Genomic DNA, 24,519 nt, shown 5'->3' with positions numbered 1-24,519 from the left:
ACGATGACGCCCACCGCCCTGGTCGCCGAGTGGACCATGGCCGTGCTGCCGGCCGGCGTCGCGGCCGACCCGGCCGCGCTGTCCGAGCTCGAATCCGCCTGGACGCCCGCCGTCGTGCCGGGCACGGCCATGGCCGCGCTCTTCGCCGGCGGCCAGGCCGATTTCGACCGGCTGCCGCCGCTGGACACGCAGGACGTCTGGTTTCGGGCCCGCTTCGACGTGACCACGCCGTCGCAAGCCGGCACGGTGCTGGTCTTCGAAGGCCTGGCCACGCTCGCCGAATGCTGGCTCGACGGCGAATCCATCCTGCGCTCGGACAATATGTTCCTGGCCCACGAAGTCGACGTCACCGGGCGCCTGGCCGCCGGCAGCCATACCTTGCTGATCCGCTTCGCCTCGGTGCAGCAGGCGCTCGCCGCGCGCCGGCCGCGCCCGCGCTGGCGCACCCGGCTGGTCGAACAGCAGCAGCTGCGCTGGATCCGCGCCAGCCTGCTCGGCCGCATTCCCGGCTGGTCGCCGGCCGCGCCCGCCATCGGGCCCTGGAAGCCGGTGCGGCTGTTGCAACGCGGCACCGTCGAATGGCTGCGCTGCGACGCCGTCGCCTCGCTGCAAGGCGATGCCGGCGTGGTCGCCTTCGACGGCGTGCTGCACGTCACCGGCGACGACACGGCGGCCGACCTCGCTGCCGAACTGGCCGTGGGCGACGCGCGGGCGCCGCTGACGCTGCGCCGCCTCGACGCCCGGCACTGGGCCGCGAGCGGCGGCGTCACGGTGGCATCGGCGCAGCGCTGGTGGCCGCACACCCACGGCGAGCCGGCGCTCTACCAGGTCGACGTGCGCGTGTGGGCCGCCGGCACCGTGATTCACCGCGACCTGGGCCGTACCGGTTTTCGCAGCGTCACCCTGCACAGCCAGAGCGACGACTTCGCGCTCGACATCAACGGCGTGCGTGTGTTCTGCCGCGGAGCCTGCTGGACCACGACCGACATCCTCACCCTGATCGGCGACCCGGCCGCCGCGCGCGATACCCTGCGGCTGGCGCGCGACGCCGGCATGAACATGCTGCGGGTGGGCGGCACCATGTTCTACGAGGCCGACCATTTCTACGCCCTGTGCGACGAGTTCGGCATCCTGCTCTGGCACGACTGGATGTTCGCCAACATGGACTACCCGGCCGACGACGCCGGCTTCGTCGCCGGGGTGGAGCTGGAAGCGCGGCAGTTCCTGCAGCGCACCCGGCTGTCGCCCAGCATCGGCCTGCTCTGCGGCAACAGCGAGATCGAACAGCAGGCCGCCATGCTCGGCCTGGAGCAGCCGCTGTGGCGCAACCGGCTCTTCGGCGAGGTACTGCCCGCCATCGGCGCCCAACTGCGGCCCGACGTGCCGTATTGGCCCTCCAGCCCGGCCGGCGGCGTGCTGCCCTTCCAGGTCGATGCCGGCGCGGCGCATTACTTCGGCGTCGGCGCCTACCTGCAGCCGATCACCGACGCGCGCCGCAGCGGCGTGCGCTTCACCTCCGAATGCCTGGCCTTCGCCAACATTCCCGAGCCCGAGACGCTGGACCGCTTTCTGTCCGACGGCCAGTCGCCCCTGCACCATCCGCGCTGGAAAGCCCGCGTGCCGCGCGACAGCAGCGCCGGCTGGGACTTCGACGACGTGCGCGACCATTACCTGGCGCAGCTGTTCGGCGTCGACCCGATGCGGCTGCGCTACGCCGACATGCAGCGCTACCTGGCCCTCGGCCGCCTGGCCAGCGGCGAGGCCATGCTCGGCGCGCTGCGCGAATGGCGCCGCCAGGGATCGAGCTGCGCCGGCGCCATCGTGTGGTTTCTGCGTGACCTCTGGCCCGGCGCCGGCTGGGGCGTGATCGACGCCTATGGCTGCCCGAAGGCCGCCTGGTTCTACCTGCAGCGCGGCATGGCGCCGGTGGGCCTGTTCATGACCGACGAAGGCGTGAACGGCCTGGCGCTGCACGCCGTCAATGACAGCCCGCGGCCCATTGCCGCCCAGGTCGAGCTCACGCTCTACCGCCATGGCGAGAAACCGGTCGCCCACGGCAGCGCCACCCTGCAGGTGCCGGCGCACGGCAGCGCGCAGATTCGTGGCGACGCCTTGTTCGGCCACTTCACCGACAGCACCTGGACCTACCGGTTCGGTCCCGCCGGCCACGACGTGGCGCATGCCGTGCTGAGCGACACCGCCACCGGCCAGGTGCTTGGGTCGGACTTCTACTTTCCCCTCGGCCATGGCTTCGCCGTGCAGCCCGGCCTGGGCCTGACCGCCACCCTCGTACCGGACGGCCCCGACCGCTGGCGCATGACGGTGCGCTGCCCGCGCTTCGCCCAGGCCGTTGCCATCGACGCGCCGGGTTTTCGCATCAGCCACAACTACTTTCACCTGGCGCCGGGCGGTGAGCAGACCGTCGTCCTGCTCGCCCGCCAACCCGGTGCACGCCTGCGCGCCAGCCTGCAGGCGGCCAACGGCGTGGAACGCTGCGTGCCCACGATGGCCGCGACTGAAACGATCCCATGACCAGCACGCTCCCCGTATCCCTGGACGCCCGTCCGGTCGCCTTCGACCATGCGCACGGCAGCCTGTTCGGCTGGTACCACCCGCCCGCCGCGCCCGACGGCGGCAGCCGCGACTGCCTGGTCGTGCTCTGCAACCCGATCGGCTACGACGCCATCTGCACCCATCGCCACTACCGCGAACTGGCCATGCGCCTGGCCTTCGACGGCTTCGCGGTGCTGCGCTACGACCACCACGGCACCGGCGACTCCGCCGGCACCGACGAATACCCGGCGCGCGTGCCGGCCTGGCTGCACGGCGTTTCCGCCGCGACCGAATTCGGCCAGCAGGCCAGCGGCGCGAGCCGGGTCGCGCTGTTCGGTGTGCGCATGGGCGGCACCCTGGCGCTGGCCGCCGCCGCGACTGCCGGTGCGGCCGCCTCGCGCGCCGACAGCATCGTCGCCTGGGCGCCCTTCACCTCGGGCCGGCTCTACCTGCGCGAAATGCTCGCCATGCGCCGCATGCGCAACGCCGACGGCAGCGCCGAGCGGCACGCTGCCTTTGGCGAAGACTCACCCGGCGAAGAAGCCGGCGGCTACCTGCTCACGCCCGAATCCATCGAAGCCCTGACCGAGCTCGATCTCACCGCCCTCGCCACCGCCGACAACCTGGCCGGGCGCCATGTGCTGCTGCTGGCGCGCGACGACATTCCGCAGAACGACAAGCTCTCGCGTCACCTCGACGGCATCGGCTGCCAGGTCACGCAGAGCGCCGTCGGCGGCTACGCGGCCATGATGCGCGACACCTTCGACGCCATCGTTCCGGACGAGGCGCTGACCCAGGTCCGCGACTGGCTGGAGGCGCGCTACCCGATGCAGGGCGAGCGCGCGCACGCCAGCGTCGACACCGACGGCGTGGTGCCGGTCGACGACGGCCGCGTGCCGGTGCGAGACACCCCGGTGCGCTTCGGTGCGCACGGCAACCTGTTCGGCATCCTGTCCGCGCCCGTCGAGCCGCACGCCACGCGCGGCAAGACCGCGGTGCTCTTCGTCACCACCGGCTCCAACCACCACATCGGCCCCAACCGCATGAACGTGCACGAGGGCCGGACGCTGGCGGCGCGGGGGTTCCTCGCGCTGCGCATGGACATCGGCGGCGTCGGTGACAGTCCGGCCTCGCCTGGCCAGCGCGACAACCACCTGTTCGCGCGCCATTCCATCGACGAGGTGCACGACGCCATCGCCTTCCTGAAAGCGCTGGGCGTGGAACACGTGGTGCTGGTGGGCATGTGCTCGGGCGCCTACCTGTCGTTCCGCGGCGCCATCGCCGAGCCGGCGGTCACCAGCATCGTGATGATCAACCCGCAGAGCTACAACTGGCGCGAGGGCGATTCACTGGAAGCGCGCCGCCGCAAGGGCATCCGCTCGCTGCGCTTCTACCGGGAGCGTGCGTTCGATCGCAAGACCTGGAGCCGTATGGTGCGCGGCAAGGTCGACGTGAAGCGCATCGCCTTCGGTGTGGCCAACGTGATGCGCAAACGCGTCGCCAGCCGCATCGGCTCCATCGCCCGGGGCGGACAGACGGTTCCCTTGAGCCAGCTGCAGGAGTCGACCGACGTGCTGGCCTTGTTCAAGGGGCTGCTGCATCGCGGGGTGAACGTGGTGATGCTGTTCAGCGCCAACGACGGCGGGTTGGACGAGGTGGAGATCCACCTCGGTGAGGGCGCGGCCAAGTTGCAGCGGGAGCCGAAGTTTCATTTTCACTTGGTCGACGGGGCGGACCATACATTCACGCCGCTGTGGGCGCAGCGGCGGGTGAGTGAGCTGCTGGTGAGGCATGTGGAGCAGGCTTACGGGTAGCGAGTGGGGCGCGTGTAGGTTGGTTTATCTGGGAAATATATAATTAACTTTATATTTTTTCGGCAACTCATAATCTTCGGGGATTTCAGGCCAGCGAGGGTTGGTCATTTTGCATCTGTTCGCCATGCAAAAATAATATATGTCTTCAAAGTTTGCATTGAGCGACTTGGCACTTTTCACTGCCAGCTGAATGTGGCGTGCTGCGTCGTGCAGCGAGCCTGCTTTTGAAAGCCGCGTTATTTCATCCATCGAATCTTCCAGGCAAGACAGCTCGCAGCTTATGCTCAAGGCCGACGGCAGAATTTGCTGTTCAGAAGAATCATTTTGGGAGAAGTTCGGGCTTATAACTTCTCGCTGCAATGTTGTGAGTATGTCAATCGTGCTGAATATGATTTCTTCGATGAGATCCTTGCTGGTTTTTTCATTATTCTCATACAGCCGGTCGGGCGCTGGGTCAGCGACATAAAACGGCGCAAAAGATAAAAAATTTCTGTAAGTCGTGATCCAAGATTCTCAAATGAATTTCCAAGCATGTGGGCTGCCGTCCGGACCAGCGAAAGCAGGATTTGAATTGCCAACCAATCCCGATCTTCCATCGCGGTGCCAAGTGACTTTATGGAGGAGTCAAGATTATTGAACTCGGCTTCTAGGTCACGTGGCAGGGTTGACATTGCAGCATATGGGAAACTTAGGCTCCGAATTGAAGCCCCCATGCTCAAGGCGTTGAGCGTTTGCTGGAGAGAGTCAATAAATCTCTTCATTTGATTCGGGCTGCTTCGCCAGTTGCTCGGCGCTGTCCTTGCTGCCGACCTGGGCGACGATGCCGGGTGTCTCGTATTTAGATTTTTCAGATAATTGCAATTGCCGGTCAGTGAATTTAATATTATTTAAATTTTAATTCACTAAATTAAGGAGAAAACAAAATCACATGCCGATGGAGTAGTGATTGGTGATCAAAACTTTATTTAAGTCACACTCTTCGTAAATCCATTCATTCCAGTTTTTTTGTAGCCATTCTCTCGAAATGGCGTAAGCAGCTTCTTTGGTGCGAGCTTCGCTCGGTAAGCAACGGACAACATGCCCGGATTTGTAGCCAGTCGCAACTATCAATGCAAAGCCGCTCGGCGAACCTGTATCAAGAATAAGCATAAAATCGACAATTGATTCGTAAGGCCACTTGGCGTCATGGCATCTAAAAACGGCACCACGGGAAATATACGGCTCAGCTGCCGCCATGAGGGTGACCCAAGCTTTATCATGGACTATTGTCGGTTGTTTTTTTCTAGCCATATTTACTTGACGATTAAATTATGATTTCCGGATTTGTCGGTGTCGCTCAATGGGCGAAAATCAATCAAGCCCACTTATTGCTGATGCACGCCTCGTGAGCTAATTCCATTTCCATCTGGTCGACGGGGCGGACCACACGTCCACGCCGATGCGGGCGCAGCGGCGGGTGAGCGAGTTGCTGGTGGAGCATTTGGAAAAGATTTACGGCTAATTTTGCGACTTGCTGACAGGATAAGACGGGGTTTTCGGCGCAAAAATAACCCGTGCTTGTCGCTGAATAAATTATGTCTAATGCTGCGAGCCTTTAACCAAGTTTTCAAGATCGGGGCGCACTGCCTTAGTTTGAAGAAAATTAGGGCAATTCGTTATAAGCGAGCCCGCACTCGTTATGCTCCATATAAAACTTGGCTGATTCAATAGCGTTCAGATCGATTTTAAGTTCGTGATTATTAATGATCTGCCGCAACTCATCAGTGATCGGTGAGGTTTTGCGTTGCCTCGGCGATTTCGATCTCTCGTCTTCGGTCGAATCAGTCCGTGCTAATGCTTGGATATTTAATTTCTAAAGCGCTTGCGACTTTAATGATTTCCTTGATTGTTGGCGCATCGGGTTAAACTTGCCTCTCTCGATCATAATCATGATGCCGTCATATGGCGCCGCACTCATTGTGCTCGCCAAAAAAAATTACTAAAAATAACGCAATTAATTTCATCGTCGACCTTGAAAATTATACTTTTCGGGTATTTCATATTTCTCCGGGATTGGAGGCCAATTAAATCGCCCATCAATTTTAAGCATTCTTAGCGAATCCTCCTGAATGCCTGCAAATATGTTTTCGAGACGTTTTGCTTCCGAGTGAGCCAAAGCAAGCCCCATCATTGCCGTCAATTTGTCGCCATTATCAATGGCATCATTCGCGAGCTTAAAGGCGCTAATTAAGTATGAAATGTTGGTTGTAACGTTTTTTTGTAATGATATTTTGTAATTGTTTTTCCAGAGAAAATTTTCTCCTTCAACGCTTTCTTCCCGATCGAGTTGATCTCGAGAAATGCCATTTAAATTTGCAATGATTGCAAGCGTCTCTGAGCATAAATCGAGGTCAATCATCATATCCTCCTTCCATTTCCGGCCGATGTTTTGGGTACATTAATGGATCCATCTAAGTTTACGGCAAGGTCAAATTTTCCGTTTGAGTCAAATACTTCCAAGTGATCTTTATGCAATCCGTCAAGATAGAAGTAACTGCCTTTGGGAATATTCCTAATGTCCTCAGTTGCCCTAAAAATCGTCTGCCCGTCGTATATCCTATTCGTACGTGTGGAATTTTCGGCCAGTTCGCTACCAAACCCCGGTGATTTCAGGAACTCCTTCATATTTCCGACCGCATTGACAGTGGGAACGTAAGTTCCCGACTTAACTTCCTTGATCGCAACGGCAGCCGCATCCTCCGCCTTCGCCCCCGCCTTGATCAACCCACCCGCCCGACGGACAGCCCGCCCGATCGGCCCGGCCACATCCAGCATGCTCGTCGGAAACAGCGCCTCATTCAGCGCATACAGCGCCCCAAGCGCTGCGATCTCCTTGTCGTTCAATCCGCCGCGAGCAGCCGCACTGTCGAGGTAGTCGGAAATCGCCTTCTGCGAATCCGCCAGCGGCCGGAGTTCGAGTGCCTGGAGCGTCGACCGTAGCTTGCCCAGCGCCTTGTCGACGAAGTGGGACAGCGCGTTGTTGGCTGCAGCATTGCCGGCAGCGCCCGACGCCAGGTTGATTTGGTCCCCGTCCATGCCCGCCATCGCGGCAGCCACGGCGCCGAGCATCGAGGCCATCTCGATGGCGCCCGGTCGGAGGTTGCCGTTGTCGTCGAAGCCGAACTGTTCGCCGCTGATCTCGCCGACGACCGCGCCGAGCGCGCCGGCCTCGCAACTGCCACCCGAGCGCGCTGCGCCAACGGCGCATCCGGCCATGGCATGGGCGACGGAACCGCTGAAACCATCGAGGTTCATGTCGCCGATGGCGAACGCGGTCTGGGCGGCGACCGTATCGAGCAAGGCCGATTGCAGGCTAGCCTTGAGGTGGTCCTCCAGACTCCCACCGAACACCGCCGTGTTCACCACCGCCCGCGCCAGCCCGGCCTGCAGGTTCTGGCCGAGCTGGTTGACGAAGGCCTGTGACCCGGCGCCGGGCGTTGGTGCACCGGTGGGTACGAGGTTCAAACCGGCCAGGGCGCCGCCGGTGAGCATGGCGGCGACCAGGCCGCGCACGTTGGCGCTGCTGCCCAGTTGCTCCAATGCCTTGCCGGGATCGGTAGGGTTGTTGGCGACGGCGATCGCGGCCTGGGCGGCCAGGGCGGAGAAGGCGGCGGTGGTCGCACCGGCCACGACGCCCGCCATGGCGGCGCCCGTGCCGGTGAGAAACGCACCGCCGCCCGCCAGCGCCACGCCCTCGCCGGCACCGACGGCCGCCGCGTTGCCGGCCGCAGCGCCGAGTCCGCTGGCCGCACCGTAGGTGACGTACATGACCACGGCGGTCAGCACCGCGGCGCCGGCCTGGGTCAGGCCTTGCTGGCGGTAGTCCCAGTGCTGGCTGGTGTCCTGCAGGCGGGTCCAGTCGACGCGCCCGGCCAGGGCCGGGTCGTTGGCGAGGGCGCCGATCCAGGCCATGCCGGGCTGCTTCGCCAATTCCTCGACGCTGTCCTTGCTGCCGACCTGGGCGGCGACGCCGGGGGTGTCGTAGACGATGCGACCGGCGTCGAGGCGGTTGTACTGGGTGGTCTGCTCGACGCCGCCTGCGCCCTTGGCGCGTTGGTAGAAGACATCGCTTTCCAAATGGTGGGCGGCGGTCTCGGCGGCGGTTTGCTGGCCGTCGAGGAAGACGCGACCGTGGGGTGCGGAGAAGGTCAGGTCGCCGGGCGTGGCGATGTCGGTGCCGGCGATGTGGACATCGCCCTGGGTGGCGCCCACGTACACGTCGGCGCCGCTGATCCGGTTGCGCAGCAGGGTGGTGGCGCTGACGGCTGCGGTGTCGGTCAGCTTGTGGCCCGCGCCCTGGCTGGGCACGATGTTGCCGAGCATGTGGGCGCCGATGTCGATGCCGTATTCCTTGCGCGAGCTGCTGGTGCTGTCGCTGGTGACGGCGGCGTGCAGGTCGACCGTGCCGCCGCCGAAGGTGGCCTGGCCTTCGGGTGCGGCGACACGCACGCCTTCGCCGACCGCGCTGACCGCGCCGTACGCCGTGGCGTCGCCGTGCGCGCTGGTGATGCTGCTGCCCTGCGCAGTGACACGGTCGTGGGTGCTTTCGGTGGCGACACCGCGCCGGCCGAGCACGTTGGTGGTGCGGCTGCGCGACTCGGCGAGGTTTTCGGTGCTGTAGGCGGCGCCGGCGACGAGGGCGCGGTCGGCGAAGACCAGCGCGCCGTGCTCGCCATCGATCTGCGCGCCTTCCAGCAGCACGTCGCGCCCGCCACGCACGGTGACCTGGTCGCCGCTGAGCCCGGCCACCCGGGCGGTGCTGGACGCCTGCTGGCGGGTATCGGTTTCGGTGCGATTGACGATGCCGCCGCTGGTGCGGCTGGCCTGGTCGAGCTCGGTGCTGTCGCGGGCGGCCTCCAGCACCACGTCGTGCGCGGCGATCACGGTCAGGTTCTGGCCGGCGTCGAGCTGCACGCCGGGGGCGTGGATGTCGTTGAGCGCCTGCAGGGCGAGGTGGCCGCCGGCCTTCACGCTGCTGGCGACCTGGTGCGTGGTGCGTTCAAGGAGATGGTTGTCGGCATCGGTCTCCATGGCGGATTCGCGCGTTTCGGTGGCGCTGCCGAGCTGGATGTCGTTGCCGGCATGCAGCAGCGTGTCGCCTCCGGAGCGGATGGCTGCGGCTTCGCCCCGGATATCGCGCTCGGCGACAACGACGAGGTCGCCGGCCACGTCGATTCGGCTGCCTCGCACGTCGGCGGTGGCGCGGTCGTGGGTGGCGTTGCCGACACGGTCGCTTTGTTCGGCTCCGGTGACCTGGGCGTCGAGCACGACGTCGCGTCCGGCGCGGATGGCGGCGCTGCCGCCGGAGCGGATCTGCCCGCCGGTGTCGACGAAGTCGCGCCCGGCGTCGACCACCAGCGCCTGTCCGGCCAGGAGTCGGCCGGTGTTCGACGCGCTGGTGGCGCTCTGGCTCGTACCGGCCGGGCCGGACGCCTGCTGCCACTGCTGGGTGGAGGTCAGGCTCTCGTTGCGGATGTCGCCGGCGGCCTTCAGGCCGAGCAGGGCCGCCTGCACCGCGCCGCCCTGGTTCACGATGTCGGCACTGGCGACCAGGGTGGCGCGGCGGGTGTCGGCGCCGCCGATGGTGCCGCCGCGGTTGACGATGTCGTCGGCCTCGATGTCGATCTCCCGCCCGGTGATGAGCGCGCCTTCGGGGCGCAGCCTGTCCGGGCCGACGTGGGCCAGGTACACGCGCGGCACCAGCACCTGCTGGGTGTTGCCGTCGGCCAGGGTGACGGTTTCGGTCTGCAGCCAGACGATGTCGCTGGTGAGTCGCGCCATCTGATCGGCCGATAGCGCCACGCCGGGCGCCAGGCCGAACTGCCGGGCGTAGGTGGCGCCGGCGTCCATCAGCGCCAGGAACTGCGCCTCGTCGCTGGCGTAGCCGTCGAGGCGGCGGCGACCGGTGAGCCGGGCGACCTGTTCGTTGATGAGGCGTTGTTCGTAGAAGCCGTCGCCGATGCGTTTTTGCATGCGTGCCGGGTCCAGCCCCAGCGCGTCGAGCAGGTAGTCGCTGGCGAGCCACCGTCGGTAGCTGGCGAACTCCGGACGTGTTTCGAACAGATAGGGCACGCCGTTGGCCGGCTGCGCGCGGAACAGCGCGCCCGGCGCCGAGGCCTCGGTGGCGGGAAAGGCCTGGCGCGCGTCGGCGGCCACGGCGGAGCCCTGGGGGAGTTGGTTGCCGGAGGCCAGTCGCACCTCGTCCACGATGTTGGCGGCGGTGCCGGCCGCCAGGTCGGTGTTGCGCACCGTGCGCGCGGTGATCGACACGCCCTGCGCGCCGGACATCGCGCCGCCGGTGCTGCCGATCACCTCGGCGATCTCGGGCGCGTGGTAGGCGATGCTGTTGCCGTTGGCGAGCGTGGAAGTGCCGTCGAACCCGTAGCGGCGGTAGAGCGTGGTGGAGACGTTGTCGACCTGCACGGCGCCGGGTGTCGCCTCGAGGATGTCGAGCCGGCCGGCGGCCAGGATGTCGCCGTGGTGGTTTTCGAGGCGGCTGCCGAGGTCGAGCCGCATGTCGCCGCCGGCGAGGATGCGCGCCGGGGTGCCGAGGCTGGCGCGGTCTTCGGTCACCGTGGTGGTGACGTCGCGCCGCAGTTCGGACAGATGGTGGTCGGGCGCGATGACCCGCTGGCTGTCGCGCAGGATGGTGGTGGTAGGGTCGGTGTACTGAAAGGGCGCGACCAGCATCACGCAGGCGGTGCTGCAACGGCCGTAGGCGGCATCGACCGGCACGGCGGTGTCCCAGTCGGTGATGACCCGCTGGGCCGGCCAGATGGCGGTGTCGGCGGCGCCTGCCACCTGGTCGGGGTTGGCGACGCCGTCGCTGCGCTCCTGGTAGTAGACGACGCGGGTGCCGTCGCTGGCGGTGAGGCGCTCGCGGTGGCCATAGGCGCCGTTGCGCCCCGCATGGGCGCTGAAGTAAAGGGTGTCGTCGGCATGGGTGCGCACCACCGCGCGGCCGACGCGCTGGCCGTCGGGCGTGATGAAGCTGCTGTTCTCCACGATGTCGGCCGGGTCGAGGTAGAAGACCTCGTAGGCCGAGAAATTGGTGCCGTTCACCGCGCCGGCGTAGCTGCCCGGGTTGGCCGAGCCGTTGTGCCACCAGTCGGGCATGGTGAGGGTGTGGTCCTCGGCCAGGACCTGCACCGTGTCGATGGCGACGCTGCGCCGGTTCTGCAGCGTGTCGGCGGCGATGTCGACGTGGCGGCCGGCTTCCACCGTGGCGCCCCGGTTCAGGAAGACGCCGGTCTGGCCGGCCGGGGCGTCGTCGTCGGGTGGGGCGGCGCCGATGCGCACGTCGCCCGCGCTGTAGACGGTGGCGCCGTCGAGGTTGTCGACCCGCTCGCCGGCCCACAGCGACACGGTGCGGGTGGCGCCGACGAGGGCGGGGTCGCCGACGTTGGCGATGGTGCGCGCCTGCAGGCGCACATCGCCGCCGGTGATGGCGCCGGTGTTGGTGATGGCGTCGGCCTGCAGGGCCACGGCCTCGCCCTGGATCTCGCCGGCGTTGTCGATGGCCCGGTCGGCCTGCAGTTCGACCGAGTCGGCCCGCATGCGCGCACCGGTGCGGTTTTCGAGGGCGGTGGCCATGCCGCGCAGCGTGGACCCGGCTTCCAGCGTGCCGGCGTTGGTGAGACGGCCCTGGACCGCCAGGTCGAGGTCGGTGCCGGCGTGCAGCAGGCCTTCGGTGAGGGCGTCGCCCGCGAGCGTGATGTGCAGTGCGCCGTCAGCCGACACGGTGCCGCCGCCGTTTTCCAGCCTGGTCGTCTGCAGTTTCAGCGCGCCGCGCGAGCCGACGGTGGTGGCCAGCACGCCGCCGGTGTTGTCGATGCGGTCGGCGGCAATGTGCGTGCCGCCAGCGGCGGTGATGCGGCCGGCGTGGTTGTCGAGCGCGGCACCTGCGGCGTCGATGCCCAGCCGGCCGCCGCTGCTGACCAGGCCTCGGTTGACGAGGCGCTCGCGGGCCTGCAGGTCCAGCGCGGCGCCGGCGACGAGCGTGCCGCCGACCGCGTTGTCGATACGGTCGGCGGCCAGGGTCAGCGCACCGGCGACCACGATGGCGCCGCTGCCGTTGTCGATGGCGCGGGCCTGCACTTCGCTGGCGCCGCTGCCGTTGTGGGTGAGGTGGCCGCCGTCGTTGTCGAGGCGCGCGCCGCTGCGCACCGTCAGCGCCGCGCGCTCGGCGATCACCTCGATCGCGCCGCCCTGGTTGGCGATGTCGCCGCCGGCCTGCAGGGCGAGGTCCGCACCGGAGCGCAGCACACCGGTACGGTTGTCGATGGCGCCGGTGGTGGCGATGCGCAGGTCGCCGTCGGACTGCAGCCGTCCGCCCCGGTTGTCGAGCGCGCCGGCCTGCACGGTCAGGGCCGCGTGGGAGTGCGATGTGGTGCCGACGATCCCGGCGTTGTGCAGCGCGGTGTCGGCCTGCACCGTCATCGCCGATGCCGACGAAACGGCCGAGCCCGCGCCCATGCGGATGCTGTCGGCCGCCAATGCCAGCGTGCCGCCGGCGGCGACGACGGCGTCGTCGTCGAGCGTCAACGTGCGGTCGGCGGCGATGCGGGCCGCACCGCTGCCCGTGTTGACGATGCGCCCGCCGGTGGCGTCGATTGCTTTCGCTTGCAGTTGCAGGGACGACCCGGCCCCGACGGCCTGCAGCGTGCCGGCGCGGCTGGTGACGGCGCTGCCGGCGGTCAGTTGCAGGGTGGTGCCGGCCTGCACCGTGCCGGCGTCGTTGCGGATGTCGCGACCGACGTCGAGCCGCGCGCCTTCGCGGGCCACGATGCTGCCGGCCGTGTTGTCGATGTCGCCGCTGGTCGCGATGGCGAGCGATCCGGCCTGGAGCCGGCCCTCGCGGTTGTCGAGCGATGCGGCGTCGACGACCAGCGCCCCGGCCACGTTCAGGGTGCCATGCCGGTTGGCGAGCGAGCGCAGCGGCGGGGCGATGCGCTGGACCGAGGCGAAGCCTCCTTCGTTGTCGAGATGGGTGGTGCCGAGCGCGATGCCGCCGTCGCCCTGGATGGTGCCGCGACTGTTGCGCAGGGTGCCGGCGGCGGCGATGGTGCCGGGGGTGCGGTCGACGGCGGGCTGTAGTGTGGTGCCGTCGCTTGCCGGCGTGGCAGGCGTGACCGGCGTGGCAGGCGGTGTGGCCGGATCGCTCGGCGAGACCGGCGCTGGCGCGGGCTCGGTAGCAGGCGGCTGCCCGGTGGACGGGCTGGCGGCGGGCGGTCGTGGTCCGATGGTGCCGGCGGTGTTGTCGAGCACGCCGGCGTCGACCTGCAGTTCGGCCGCCCCGGTCTGGCGCAGGGTGCCGCCCCGGTTGTCGATGTCCTGCCCGGCATGCAGCGCGAGTCGTGTGGCCGAGAGGGTGCCGGTGTTGACGATGTCACGGGCGCTGTCGATGGCCAGCAGGTCGGCCGACACGGTGCCCGTGGTAGCGACGTCGCCCGAGGTGCTGGCCAGCCGAGCGCTGCCTTTGGCCTGCACGGTGCCGCCGATCTCCAGCCGCCCGTCGGCCGTCACCACCAGGTCGCCCCCTGCAGACAGCCCGCCTGCGCTGCGCACGCCCAATCCGGCCTCGGTGCCGATCAGCCAGATCTTGTTGGCGTACATGCCGCCGAGCGCGGCCACGTCGAGGGCGAAGGTGGGTTTGTCGGCCGGTGTGCCGACGGCGGACGTGATGGAGGCGGCATCGGGCGACGCGTCGTGCGCACCGGCGGCCACCGTCAGGTTCCGGGCCCACAGTCCGGCGTTGATCGCCACCGAACGCGCCAGGATCGCGGCGTAGTCGGCCGAGCCGGCATCGAGCCCCAGCCCTTCGACCGTGACGGTGCCCTGCCGCACGCGAAACGATTCGAGGTCGCCGCCGGAGAACACCGGAACCCCGGTCGTCAGCGTTACCCGGCTGGCGTTGATGAAGCCCGCGCCGTCGACCGAGATGCCGGCCGGATTGGCCACGATCACCTCGGCGCGCTGGCCGGCGACCTCGATCGGCCCGCGCAGTCGGCTCGGGGCGCCGGAGTGGACCTCGTTGAGGATGACCCGCGCGCCGCCGCCGGCCAGCCAGGGGTTGCCCTGCACCCAGCCGCCGAGCTGGGTCTGTGTGTTGGTGCGGCTGTTGTTGAGGATCGCGCCGGGCGTGCCGACATCGAAGCGGCCGTAGGTGTTGCGGCTGACGCCGGCGGCCGAGGGCGTCTGGATGTTGACCAGCGGCACACCGTTGGGCGCGAGCAGCACGGTGGGGCGCTGGCCGCCCGGGGCCGCTGGGTCGGCGGTGATCTGCGCCTGGGCGGGCAACACCAGCAGGCAGACGGCGAGCACGGCGGGCCGACTGGTCGAGGAGCGTGTACCCGGGCTTTGGTGGGAGGGTGCGGTTTCGGCCACCGCCATGTGCTGGCCACGCGCTGCGTTGAAGATGATGCGGTGAAGTTGCTTGTTCACGGATGGGCGGTGCGCATGGCAAAACCGGCCATTGTAAGCAATCACTCACTCTCTGGATTCATCAGGTTTCAAGATGTCATCAGGACCCGCGTGATATCGGTCGTCCGGTTGGGGGCTGCGTGTTGTCCGGCTCCATTCGGATGGGCTATGGTTCGCGCTTTGTTTTTCTCCCTTTCTCATCCCCGCCCGCGTTTTTTCGCGACTCTCGCCATGAACAAACATCATTTCCGCCTGGCCGCTGGCGCCGGGTTTGGGTTCGCCGCCGTCTTTCTGTTGAACGCCCTGCGCGGTGGACCACGCTTGGCCGAGGTCGCGCCGGTACCGCTGGCGGTCGATGCCGAGCTGCCACGCTACATGGGGCCGTGGCATGTGATCGCGCGCATTCCGGCTTGCCCCGATGGTGGGATACGGGACGCGATCGAAACTTATTCCTTGGCCGACGATGGCGGGATCGATCTGGAATTTCGATCGCGCACCGAGCGTGATGGGGGATTTCGGAAAGTTGTTTCCCGTGCGGTGGTGAGCGCTGGGGACGATGCGGTCTGGGAGGTTCGAGGACCCTGGTCTGGGAGGTGGGCCTATCGGATCGCCTATGTGAGCCCGGATTATTCAGCGGCGATCGTGGCCTGCGGAGACCGTCAAGAGGTGCGGGTGCTGGCGCGGACGCCGGCTGTGTCCGAGGCACGGTTTCAGATGCTGGTGGGGCGGGTGGGGGCCATGGGGTTCGATGTATCCAGGGTGGAGAGGGTGGGGCAGAACGCTTCTCGCTGAGGAGGTGTTTTGCTCTCTCTCTGCTGAGTGGGCTTTGTTTTCTTTTCTTCTCTTGGCGGAGGTGGAGCTGGGGCGCCGCACGCCCCCAGCGCCGCCCTGCGTTCAGCAGAAGAAAAGAAAAAAGACAAGCCAGATCAGCCAAGAGCAAGCCGCCATTTCGCCCCCCGCATAGAGAAGCGACGAAGCAAAAGAATGAGCAACCAAGCCCACCAGCCAGAGGGGGCACGGGGCATCACAAAGTCCCGATCAATCCCGCCACAGCCTCTCCGACCTGGGAAGTAGAAGCCCCACCCCCCATATCCGGCGTCCGGGGGCCCTCTACCAAAACGGTCTCGATCGCCCGCACGATCAGGTCATGCGCCTCCCGGCAAACCCCTTGCCCCCCGCCCAGAAAATCGAGCATCAACGCCCCCGACCAGATCATCGCCACCGGATTGGCGATATTGCGCCCATAGATATCCGGCGCCGACCCATGCACCGGCTCGAACAGCGACGGAAAGTTCCCTTCCGGATTCAGATTGGCAGAAGGCGCCAGCCCGATCGTCCCGGTACACGCCGGCCCGAGGTCCGACAGGATGTCGCCGAACAGATTGGTCGCCACCACCACGTCGAACCGGTCCGGCTGCAGCACGAAGCGCGCCGAAAGAATGTCGATGTGCTGCTTGTCGACCTTCACCTCGGGATAGGCCTCGCCCACCGCATCGGCCCGCCCGTCCCACCACGGCATGCTGATCGCGATGCCGTTGCTCTTGGTGGCCACGGTGAGCTTCTTCTTGCGCGACTGCGCCAGTTCGTAGGCGTACTTCAGCACCCGGTCGGCACCGTGCCGCGTGTAGACCGACTCCTGGATCACCATCTCGCGATCGGTACCCTGGAACATCACGCCGCCGAGCGAGGTGTACTCGCCCTCGGTGTTCTCGCGCACCACGAAGAAGTCGATATCACCCGGCTTGCGGCCGGCCAGGGGGCAGGGCACGCCTTCGAGCAGGCGCACCGGGCGCAGGTTGATGTACTGGTCGAATTCGCGGCGGAACTTGAGCAGCGAACCCCACAGCGACACGTGATCCGGCACGGTCGCCGGCCAGCCGACCGCGCCGAAGTAGATGGCGTCGAAGCCTTCGAGCTGCGCCTTCCAGTCGTCCGGCATCATCTTTCCGTGCTCGGCGTAGTAGTCGCAGCTGGCCCATTCGAAGGCCGTGAAGCTCAAGCCGATTTCGAAGCGCTCGGAGGCCGCGCGCAGCGCCCGCAGACCCTCGGGCATGACTTCCTTGCCGATACCGTCGCCGGCGAGAACGGCGATCTTGAAACTGGTCTTGCTGGCGTTGCTGCTGGTGCCCGGGCTGCTCATGTATGGAATCTCCTGGTGGATGGATGGCGGCCATTGTCGATTGGGCGTGGATTACATTCAATGCGGTCATTCATGAATGCTTTGGCCACGAATCGTGATCAATCAGCCGCCCCACGCCGAACCCTCCCTGCCCGCCACCGACGACCTGCGTGTCTTCGTCGTGCTCGCCCGCAAGGCCAGCTTCGTCGCCGCGGCGACCGAGCTCGGCGTGTCGCGCGCCTACGTGAGCAAGCGGCTGCAGGTGCTGGAGCAGACGCTCGGCGTGCGCCTGCTCCACCGCACCACCCGCCAGGTGACGGTGACCGAGGACGGCGAGCGCATCTACCAGTGGGCGCAGCGCATCGTCGAGGACGTGCAGCAACTGGTGCAGGAGATGGATGCCAGCCGCAGCGTGCCGCGCGGCACCTTGCGCATCAGCAGCAGTTTCGGTTTCGGCCGGCGGGTGGTGGCGCCGATGCTGTCGAGCCTGGTCGCGCGCTACCCGGCGCTGCAGGTGCGGCTGGAGGTCTACGACCGGCTGGTCGACGTGGCGGCCGAGGGCGTGGACCTCGACATCCGCATCGGCGACGAGATCGCGCCGCACCTCATCGCGCGCCCGCTGGCCGCCAACCACCGGCTGCTCTGCGCCGCGCCCGACTACCTGGCGCGGCGCGGCACGCCGCGCAGCCTGCAGGACCTGGCGGCACACGACTGCATCGTCATCAAAGAGCGCGACCATCCCTTTGGCACCTGGACGCTGCAGGGGCCGGGCCGCACGCAGGACGTGAAGGTGAGCGGGCCACTGTCGAGCAACCACGGCGAGATCGCGGTGCAATGGGCGCTCGACGGACGCGGCATCGTGCTGCGCTCACGCTGGGACGTGCAGCCGCTGATCGACGACGGCCGGCTGCGCCAGGTGCTGCCGGAATATCGGCAGGACGCGGGCATCTGGGCGGTTTACCCGCAGCGGCTGGCCAGTTCGGCCAAGGTGCGGGTGTGCGTGGAGTTCCTGCAGCAGGCCTTTGCGCACGAGGCGCCGTTCGTCGCGCCGGACTGAGTCGGCTCAGCGCGTCGGCCGGGCCAGGTCGCGCAAGGCGGGCTCCAGCCGGGCAAAGCGAAACGCATAACCCGCGGCGAGCGCGGCCCGGGGCAGCACGTTCTGCCCGTCGAGCAGCAGGCTGGCCATCTCGCCGACCAGCAGGCGGATCGGCGCGGCCGGCAGGCGCAGCCGCACCTGGCGGTCGAAGGACGCGGCGAGCGTGCGCACGAAAGCGGCCTGCGTCGGCACTTCCGGCGCCACCACGTTGACCGGGCCGTGCAGGCGATCGTCCTGCAGCGCCACACGCAGCAGCCCCACGACGTCGTCGATATGCACCCACGGCGCGGCCTGCCGACCGGTTCCCAGCACGGCGCCCAGGCCGAAGCGCGCGGCCGGCACCTGCATCGGATAGGCACCGCCGTCGCGCCCCAGCACCACGCCGAAACGCGGGCGAACCACCCGCACGCCGAGCGCTTCGGCGCGTACCGCTTCCTGCTCGACGGCGGCGCAGAGGTCGGACTGGAACTGGCCCGGCCGGGGCGGCGAGGATTCGTCGTGTTCCTCGAAGGAGTCGCCGGACGCCGCGCCATAGAAGCCCACGGCCGAGGCGGCCAGCAGCACCCGGGGTCTGGTCGACAGGCGCTCCATGAGCCGCATCGCCGAGCGGGCCGGGCCGAGGCGGCTGTCGAGCAGGGTGCGGCGGCGCGACGCGGTCCAGGGCGGGCCGATGACCGGCGCGCCGGCCAGGTTGACGACCGCGTCGAGGACCGTGTCGGCGGGCAAGGTGGCGAGGTCTTCGACGACGCGGATCGAAGGCCCGAGCAGGCGGCGGGCGCGGGGGGCGTTGCGCGAGGCGGCGATCACCTCGCGGCCATCGGCGGCGAGGGCGGCCACCAGGTGGCGGCCGACGAAGCCGGTGGCTCCGATTACGAGCACGGGGGGAAGCGTCATCGGTGGCCTGCGCCGCCGTGGCGGCAAAGCTGCGGGGAGTCTGGTCCCTTCGACAGGAATCGAACCTGTATCTAGCGCTTAGGAGGCACTCGTTCTATCCATTGAACTACGAAGAGCAAAGAGCGAGCGGCGATTGTAGAGGCGGCGGCGACGCACTTTCGAGTCGTCCTACGCGCCGGTCGCACCGATGGCGAAACGCCGGGATCCGCGCGTAAACCTCTATATCTATCCAGCCGAACAGGGCCACGCTCGAAAGCTCCACGGTGGCTGTCACCGCGGCGCCGGCCGCGTTGAGGCTTCGAGGAGATTTTCATGACCATCGGACTGTTCTGGACCATTTTTGCCGGCGTGATCGCGGGCATCCTGATGAACGGCTTTTCGCCGGTGAAGCGCCTGCCCGGCATGAAGGGGTTGATCGCGCTGTGTGCCGTGGGCGTGGCCGGTGCGCTGGCCGCGAGCTTCGCGGGCCAGGCGCTCAGCCTGTGGGGCCGCGAGGAGATCGGCGCCTTCCTGGCAGCGGTCGTCGGCGCGGCGGTGGTGCTGGGCGGACTCCACATCGCCACGCGCCAGCCGGTCGCCGCTGCGGCCGTCGCACCGGCCGTTTGAGAGCGGTGTAGCGCTCGGCGTCCGTATCGATCCGTCGTCGCACGACGGCATGGTGGCGAAGCGCCCGATGTGCGCGCGATGCCGCATGGGCAAGAATCTCGCCCATGTGCAGTCACTACGAAGCGCCGCTGCGCAAGCTGTTGCAGTCGGCCTATCCCTCCGCCGCCATTCCCGACGCCTGGGACGCGCCGGACATGTGGCCCGGCTACATCGGCCCTTTCCTGCGGCGGCCGCCCGGTCACGACGCGGGCGACGAGGCGGTGCCCGCGCTGCAGGTGGACCTGGGTAATTTCGGCCTCGTGCCGGCCTGGGCGAAGGACGAAACGCTTTCGCGCCGCACCTACAACGCACGCTCCGAAACCGTCGCGCAGAAGCCGGCCTTTCGTGACGCCTGGAGGCGGGCGCAACACTGCATCGTGCCGGCGGTGGCCATCTACGAGCCCGACTGGCGCAGCGGCAGGTCGGTGCCCACGCGCATCGGCCGGGCCGACGGCGAGCCGATGGGCATCGCCGGGCTCTACGAGCAGCGGCGCACGGCCGATGGTCGCACGGCCTTCAGCTTCACCATGCTGACCCTCAACGCCGACGCCCATCCGATCTTCCGCGAACTGCACCGGCCCGATCCGAGACTGGGGCCGGACGCGCAGGACAAGCGCATGGTGGCGATCCTGCCGCGCGGCCTCTACGACGCCTGGCTGGACGCGCCGGTGGAAAAGTCGATGGACTTCATGCGCATGTTCCCGGCCGACCGGCTGGTGGCCGAGGCCCGGCCGGCCGGACCGGCGGCTCAGTTGAACATCAGCGTGTAGATCAGGTCGAGCCCGTTCTTGGTGCTGCCGGCCTGGCCGCGCAGCGTGAGCCGGCGGGTCAGGTCGTAGAAGATGTAGAGCGATCCGACGGCGCCCGACAGGCCGGCCTCGTAGGTGACGTAGAGGTTCTGCGACAGCCGCTTGCCGAAGGTGAGCGCGGCGGCGCTGGCGTTGTTGCCGGAGCCCGGTCCCTTGAAGCCGATCTCGTCGAGGCCGAGCTTCTTGGCGACGCCGCCCGAGCTGCCCTTGTCGCCCGACAGCAGCGCCAGCGCGGCCTGCTGCAGCAGCGCGGCCTCGGCGCCGCCGTTGGCGGTGCTGCGGCCGAGCACCACCCACGACAGGATCTCGGCGTCGGTCAGGCCGGACTCGGAGTACAGCCGCACGCGGGGCGCCTGCGCGGTGCCGGTGACCTGCACGCCGGCGCGCACCGTGATGTTGGGCCGGATCGCCAGGATGTTGAGCGCGGGGTTGTCGTAGGCGCCGCTGAAGCTCGCTACGCCGGACTCGATGTCGAGCTGCTGGCTGTAGGCGCGGTACTGGCCGGAAACCGTGCGGATCTCGCCGGTGACCCGCGGCGGCACGTTCAGGCCGGCGGTGCTGCGGATCTCCAGCTCGCCGGTCAGCCGGGTGGTGATGCCCTTGCCCTGCACCGCGAAGTCGTTGCCGAGGTTGAACACCACGACGATGTCAGGCGGTTTGGCGGTGCCGACGCTGGTCGGCGCCGCGCCGGCCTTTTCGGCCTTGGCGGCGGCTTCGCGGTCGAGGGCGGCCGAATGCACGAAGACGTCGGCGCCCAGGGTGGGCGCGCTGTCGTCGGGCAGCAGGATGACGGCGCGGTCGGTGCGCAGGTTGCCGCGCAGCACCAGTTGGCCGTCCTGGCCGAGTTTGGCCTGCAGCGTGCCGGACAGCGTCACCTGCCGGTCGGTGCGTACCGATACCCGCAGCGCCTCGAGCCGGGTCTCGACGTTCATGCGGATACCGTCGGCCCACGACAGGCTGCCGCTGCCCCGCAGCGTGCCGCCGTCGGCGTTGGCGACCGCGCCGGCGGTGGCGCGGCTGCCGGCGAGGCCGGCGATGCGGGTGCCGGGGCCGGTGCCGCCGCGCAGGCTGAATTCGGTGATGTCGAGGTGATCGCCCTCGAGCCGGGTGCGCAGACGTCCGTCGTGCAGGTCGATGCCGTCGACCACCGAGCGCACCGCCAGGCCGTTGGCGTCGAGCGTGCCCGACCAGCGCGGTGCGGTGCGGGTGCCCGACAGCTGCGCCTTGGCTTCGAAGCTGCCCTGCACCCGCCAGCCCGGCGGCGCGAGCACCGACCAGGCGCCGACCTGCGGCAGGCTGGCGTCGACGCTGCCGCCGATGGGCGCGTCTTCGGCCCAGCTCCAGCCCTCGGCGCCCCGGGTGAGGCGGGTGGTGGCGCTGGCCTTGACGACGCCGGCACGGGCGCTGTCCCAGAGCACGTCGGCGCGCACGTCGTTGCCGTCCGCCGCCACTTCGACGCGTGCGGCGATGACGCCGGCGGAGATGGTCGGCACGTTGCCGGCCGCGCCGGCAGAAGCCTTGGCGCCGTCGACACCGGCGCCGGTGCCGCTGGTGGCGATGACCGCCGGCGTGGCGGTGCTGCCAGGTTCCTGCACGCGGATGTCGCCGGAGACGCGCGACAGGCTGGCGCGGGCGCGCAGAGTGTCGCCGGCGTCGATGTCCCAGGTGCCGTCGAACACGAGATCACCGGCGAAACCGGACTGCGCAATCGCGTCCTTGGCGGCGGCCGAGAGCGCCTGCGCCCAGGCCATCGGCAGGCCCTTGAGCTGGCCCTGCGAACGCAGCCGCATCTGGGCGGCGGCGCCCGATCCGCTGGTCTGCAGGTTGATCGGCTGCCAGACGATGCCGACCTTGCCCGGCGCCGGGCCGGAGAGGCTGGCGCTGCTGCCGGAAGTTTCGACCGACAGGCTGGTGGCGGTCTGGCGGATCTGCACGGACAGCGGCGCGTCGAGGTCGATCTTCCAGGGGCCGGGCAGGCTGCGGTCGGCGGCTTCCAGCTGTAATTGGGCGATGGCCGCGCGCCAGCGGCCGGGGCCGTCGACGCCGCCGCTGGCGCGGGTGTTCAGCTTCGCGGTCTGGGCGCCGGTGCTGGCCGAACCCTGCAGCGACAGGTTGGCCTGTGCCAGCGAGCCGGTGAGCTCGGCTCGGAAGTCGCGCAGGGCGACGGTGGTGGCGCGGCGGCTCGACGGCGCGCTGCGGGGGGCTTCGGCCGGCGACGAGATGGCGGCCGGGACGGCGGCAGTCGACGACCTGGCGCCTGTCCTGGATGCCGGAGCGGATGTCGGCGTGGCCGCCGGTGCGGTGCTGGACGCCGGCAGGCCGATGTCGAGCCGGGGCGATGCCAGCGTGGCCTGCAGATTGAGGTCGGCGCCGGAAGTGCCGCCCTGCTGCCAGCGCTTGAGCGCGCTTTCCCAGCCGCCGCGCCATTGGGCGTCGAGGCGGGCCGAGCCGTCGAGCGTGATGCCGCCGAGGGCGCTGCGCAGGCCGGGAATGTTCTCGATCCAGCGTTGCAGCGTGCCGGCATTGGCCAGCGCGAGCTGCAGTTTTCCTGCGCCGCTGGTGGGTGCCATGTCGCCGTCGAGCGAGAGCTGCGCGCCGGGCACCGACGCGGTGATCTTGCCCTTGCCGGCACGGTCGGCCGGCCGCACCTGGGCCACGCCGTCGGCGCTGGCGTCGTTGGCGCGCAGCTTGAACTGGCGCAGGTCGAGCACGCCGCCGGACCAGCGGCCGACGGCGGCCACGGATTGCAGGCCCAGCGCCTGCAGCGCGCTGGCCGAGCCCTTGCGCGAGGGGCCGGTGCCGGCACCGGTGATGGCGACGTCGAAGTCGAGCGCTTCGCCCTGCTGGCTGGCCTGCGCCTTGCCCGACAGCGTGGGGCCGACGAGCGCGGTGTGCAGCGCGCCGGGCTGGATGCCGGCGAGCGTGGCGACCACTTCCCACGGCGCCGGCGTTGCGGTCGTGCCTTCGGCGACCGTCGCGGGTGGCGGGCCGTAGCGGCCTTGGGCGGTGATTTCTCCGCCGCCCGCGCGGACGACTGCCTGCTCGATGGTCCAGACGCCGTTGGCACCCTGGGTGGCAGCCACGTCGGCCTGCTGCACCGGCAGCTTGCCCTGGTCCCAGGGGCCCGGCGCGTCGTTGCGCAGCGAGCCCTTGACCTGCCAGCCGGCGCCGACCGGTCCGGCGTCGACGCTGCCGCCGAGCAGCGTGGCCGGCGCCTTGGGCGAGAGCCGGGCGAGGTCGAGCTGGTTCAGGTCGGCGTGGGCGCTGAGCAGGGGTTGCGGCAGCCAGGGCGCGACCTGGGCGAGCACGTCGGCGCGCAGGGCCGAGCCGTCGGCCGGACGCACCGCGGCGGCCACCTGCAGCCGCGCGTCGGTGCCCGACAGCGTGCCGCCGGCATGCACGCCGGTGCCCACCGTGAGCGGTTCGATGCCTTCGGGCATGGGTGCCTGTACCCGGCCTTGCAGCAACGCTTCCAGCGCCATGGGCGCGGCGCCCTGCAGGCTGGCTTCGAGGCTGTAGTGCCCGTCCATCACGTCGACGCCGTCGATGGCGAGCTGGTGTCGGCCGTCCTGGTAACGGAAGCGGCCGGCGAGGTTCTGCACCAGCACCTCGGGCGGGCCGGCCCAGCGGATGGTGTCGACGCGAAAGGGCAGGTCGATGTCGACCGGCAGGGTGAGTTCCTGCAGCGGTTCGGTGGGCGTCTTGTCGGGCTCGCCGTGGCGCTCCACCGCGACGCTCTTCACATGCACTTCGCCGAGCGACACCTGCCGCCGCAGCAGCGGCGCGAGCTGCCAGGCGATGGTGGCGTCCTGCACCTCCACCGTCAGCGTGGGGCTGTTCCAGCGCAGAAAGCCGATGTGGCCGCCGGTGCGCAGCGAGCCGGTGACGTCGCGGCTCTCGAGCGTCTGGCCCTCGGGCATGTAGGCGGCGGCGCGGGTGAGGGCGGTGGCGAGCGAGCGGTCGCCGCCGGCCCAGATCCAGCCGGCAGCGACCAGCGCCACCACGACCAGCACCAGAGCCAGAAGAATGCCGGTGATCCAGCGCAGCGGTCGACGGCGCGGCCGGATGGGCGGGCTCGACGGGCCCGGTTCGTTCGGCGTGGCGGAGGTGTCTTGGGAATCGGCCATG

General features: G+C 68.3%; 13 protein-coding genes and 1 tRNA gene. 6 read left to right on the top strand and 8 right to left on the bottom strand.

Features of this window, described 5'->3' with window-relative positions; genetic code table 11:
• Positions 1 to 3 precede the first annotated feature (3 nt).
• Positions 4 to 2,532, top strand: a complete 2,529-nt coding sequence (locus R9X41_RS21255) for a glycoside hydrolase family 2 protein (RefSeq protein ID WP_318632428.1) — start codon at positions 4 to 6, stop codon at positions 2,530 to 2,532.
• Positions 2,529 to 4,367, top strand: a complete 1,839-nt coding sequence (locus R9X41_RS21250) for an alpha/beta fold hydrolase (RefSeq protein WP_318632427.1) — start codon at positions 2,529 to 2,531, stop codon at positions 4,365 to 4,367. Before R9X41_RS21255 ends, R9X41_RS21250 begins: the two co-directional genes overlap by 4 nt.
• A gap of 341 nt (positions 4,368 to 4,708) precedes the next feature.
• Here R9X41_RS21250 and R9X41_RS21245 read toward each other — a convergent pair whose 3' ends face one another.
• The 4 genes from R9X41_RS21245 to R9X41_RS21230 form a co-directional block, all read right to left on the bottom strand.
• On the bottom strand, positions 4,709 to 5,128 hold the full coding sequence (locus tag R9X41_RS21245) for a hypothetical protein (RefSeq protein ID WP_318632426.1): 420 nt from the start codon (positions 5,126 to 5,128) through the stop codon (positions 4,709 to 4,711).
• 163 nt (positions 5,129 to 5,291) lie between these two features.
• The gene (imm45, locus tag R9X41_RS21240; RefSeq protein ID WP_318632425.1) at positions 5,292 to 5,657 is read right to left on the bottom strand and encodes an Imm45 family immunity protein; all 366 of its coding nucleotides are present in this window, start codon (positions 5,655 to 5,657) and stop codon (positions 5,292 to 5,294) included.
• A 709-nt stretch (positions 5,658 to 6,366) separates the two neighbouring features.
• A complete protein-coding gene (locus R9X41_RS21235) occupies positions 6,367 to 6,765 on the bottom strand; it encodes a hypothetical protein (protein ID WP_318632424.1) in 399 nt (132 codons plus the stop codon).
• Positions 6,765 to 14,849 carry a two-partner secretion domain-containing protein gene (locus tag R9X41_RS21230; RefSeq protein WP_318632423.1) on the bottom strand — a complete coding sequence of 2,695 codons (8,085 nt, stop codon included), beginning with the start codon at positions 14,847 to 14,849 and terminating at the stop codon, positions 6,765 to 6,767. Before R9X41_RS21230 ends, R9X41_RS21235 begins: the two co-directional genes overlap by 1 nt.
• A 210-nt stretch (positions 14,850 to 15,059) precedes the next feature.
• Between R9X41_RS21230 and R9X41_RS21225 the strand changes: the two genes are divergently transcribed.
• Positions 15,060 to 15,620 (top strand): lipocalin family protein, encoded by a 561-nt coding sequence (locus R9X41_RS21225; RefSeq protein WP_318632422.1) that lies wholly within the window; start codon positions 15,060 to 15,062, stop codon positions 15,618 to 15,620.
• Between the two features lie 232 nt (positions 15,621 to 15,852).
• On the opposite strand, the gene R9X41_RS21220 is transcribed toward R9X41_RS21225, so the two are convergent.
• Positions 15,853 to 16,968 (bottom strand): tartrate dehydrogenase, encoded by a 1,116-nt coding sequence (locus tag R9X41_RS21220; RefSeq protein WP_318632421.1) that lies wholly within the window; start codon positions 16,966 to 16,968, stop codon positions 15,853 to 15,855.
• Between the two features lie 76 nt (positions 16,969 to 17,044).
• On the opposite strand from R9X41_RS21220, the gene R9X41_RS21215 reads away from it, so the two are divergent.
• Complete coding sequence (locus R9X41_RS21215; protein WP_318632420.1) at positions 17,045 to 18,004, top strand: LysR substrate-binding domain-containing protein; 960 nt, start codon at positions 17,045 to 17,047, stop codon at positions 18,002 to 18,004.
• A 6-nt stretch (positions 18,005 to 18,010) separates the two neighbouring features.
• Here the strand turns inward: R9X41_RS21215 and R9X41_RS21210 are convergent, their stop codons facing one another.
• Both R9X41_RS21210 and R9X41_RS21205 read right to left on the bottom strand, forming a co-directional pair.
• Positions 18,011 to 18,937 carry a TIGR01777 family oxidoreductase gene (locus R9X41_RS21210; RefSeq protein WP_318632419.1) on the bottom strand — a complete coding sequence of 309 codons (927 nt, stop codon included), beginning with the start codon at positions 18,935 to 18,937 and terminating at the stop codon, positions 18,011 to 18,013.
• Positions 18,938 to 18,978: 41 nt separating this feature from the next.
• Positions 18,979 to 19,053: transfer RNA gene (locus R9X41_RS21205), tRNA-Arg, on the bottom strand.
• 196 nt (positions 19,054 to 19,249) lie between these two features.
• Between R9X41_RS21205 and R9X41_RS21200 the strand changes: the two genes are divergently transcribed.
• On the top strand, positions 19,250 to 19,543 hold the full coding sequence (locus R9X41_RS21200) for a hypothetical protein (RefSeq protein ID WP_318632418.1): 294 nt from the start codon (positions 19,250 to 19,252) through the stop codon (positions 19,541 to 19,543).
• 104 nt (positions 19,544 to 19,647) lie between these two features.
• Entirely contained in the window at positions 19,648 to 20,352 is a 705-nt protein-coding gene (locus R9X41_RS21195) for an SOS response-associated peptidase (RefSeq protein ID WP_318632417.1), read from the top strand.
• On the opposite strand, the gene R9X41_RS21190 is transcribed toward R9X41_RS21195, so the two are convergent.
• Positions 20,331 to 24,518, bottom strand: coding sequence for a translocation/assembly module TamB domain-containing protein (locus R9X41_RS21190; RefSeq protein WP_318632416.1), 4,188 nt, complete (start codon positions 24,516 to 24,518; stop codon positions 20,331 to 20,333). The two genes, R9X41_RS21195 and R9X41_RS21190, sit on opposite strands and share 22 nt — an antisense overlap.
• Position 24,519 lies beyond the last annotated feature (1 nt).

The organism is Xylophilus sp. GOD-11R, assembly GCF_033546935.1.
Classification (GTDB): Bacteria; Pseudomonadota; Gammaproteobacteria; order Burkholderiales; family Burkholderiaceae_C; genus Xylophilus.
The sequence above is the reverse complement of the archived record's forward strand: the minus strand, read 5'-3'. Positions and strand labels throughout refer to the sequence as shown.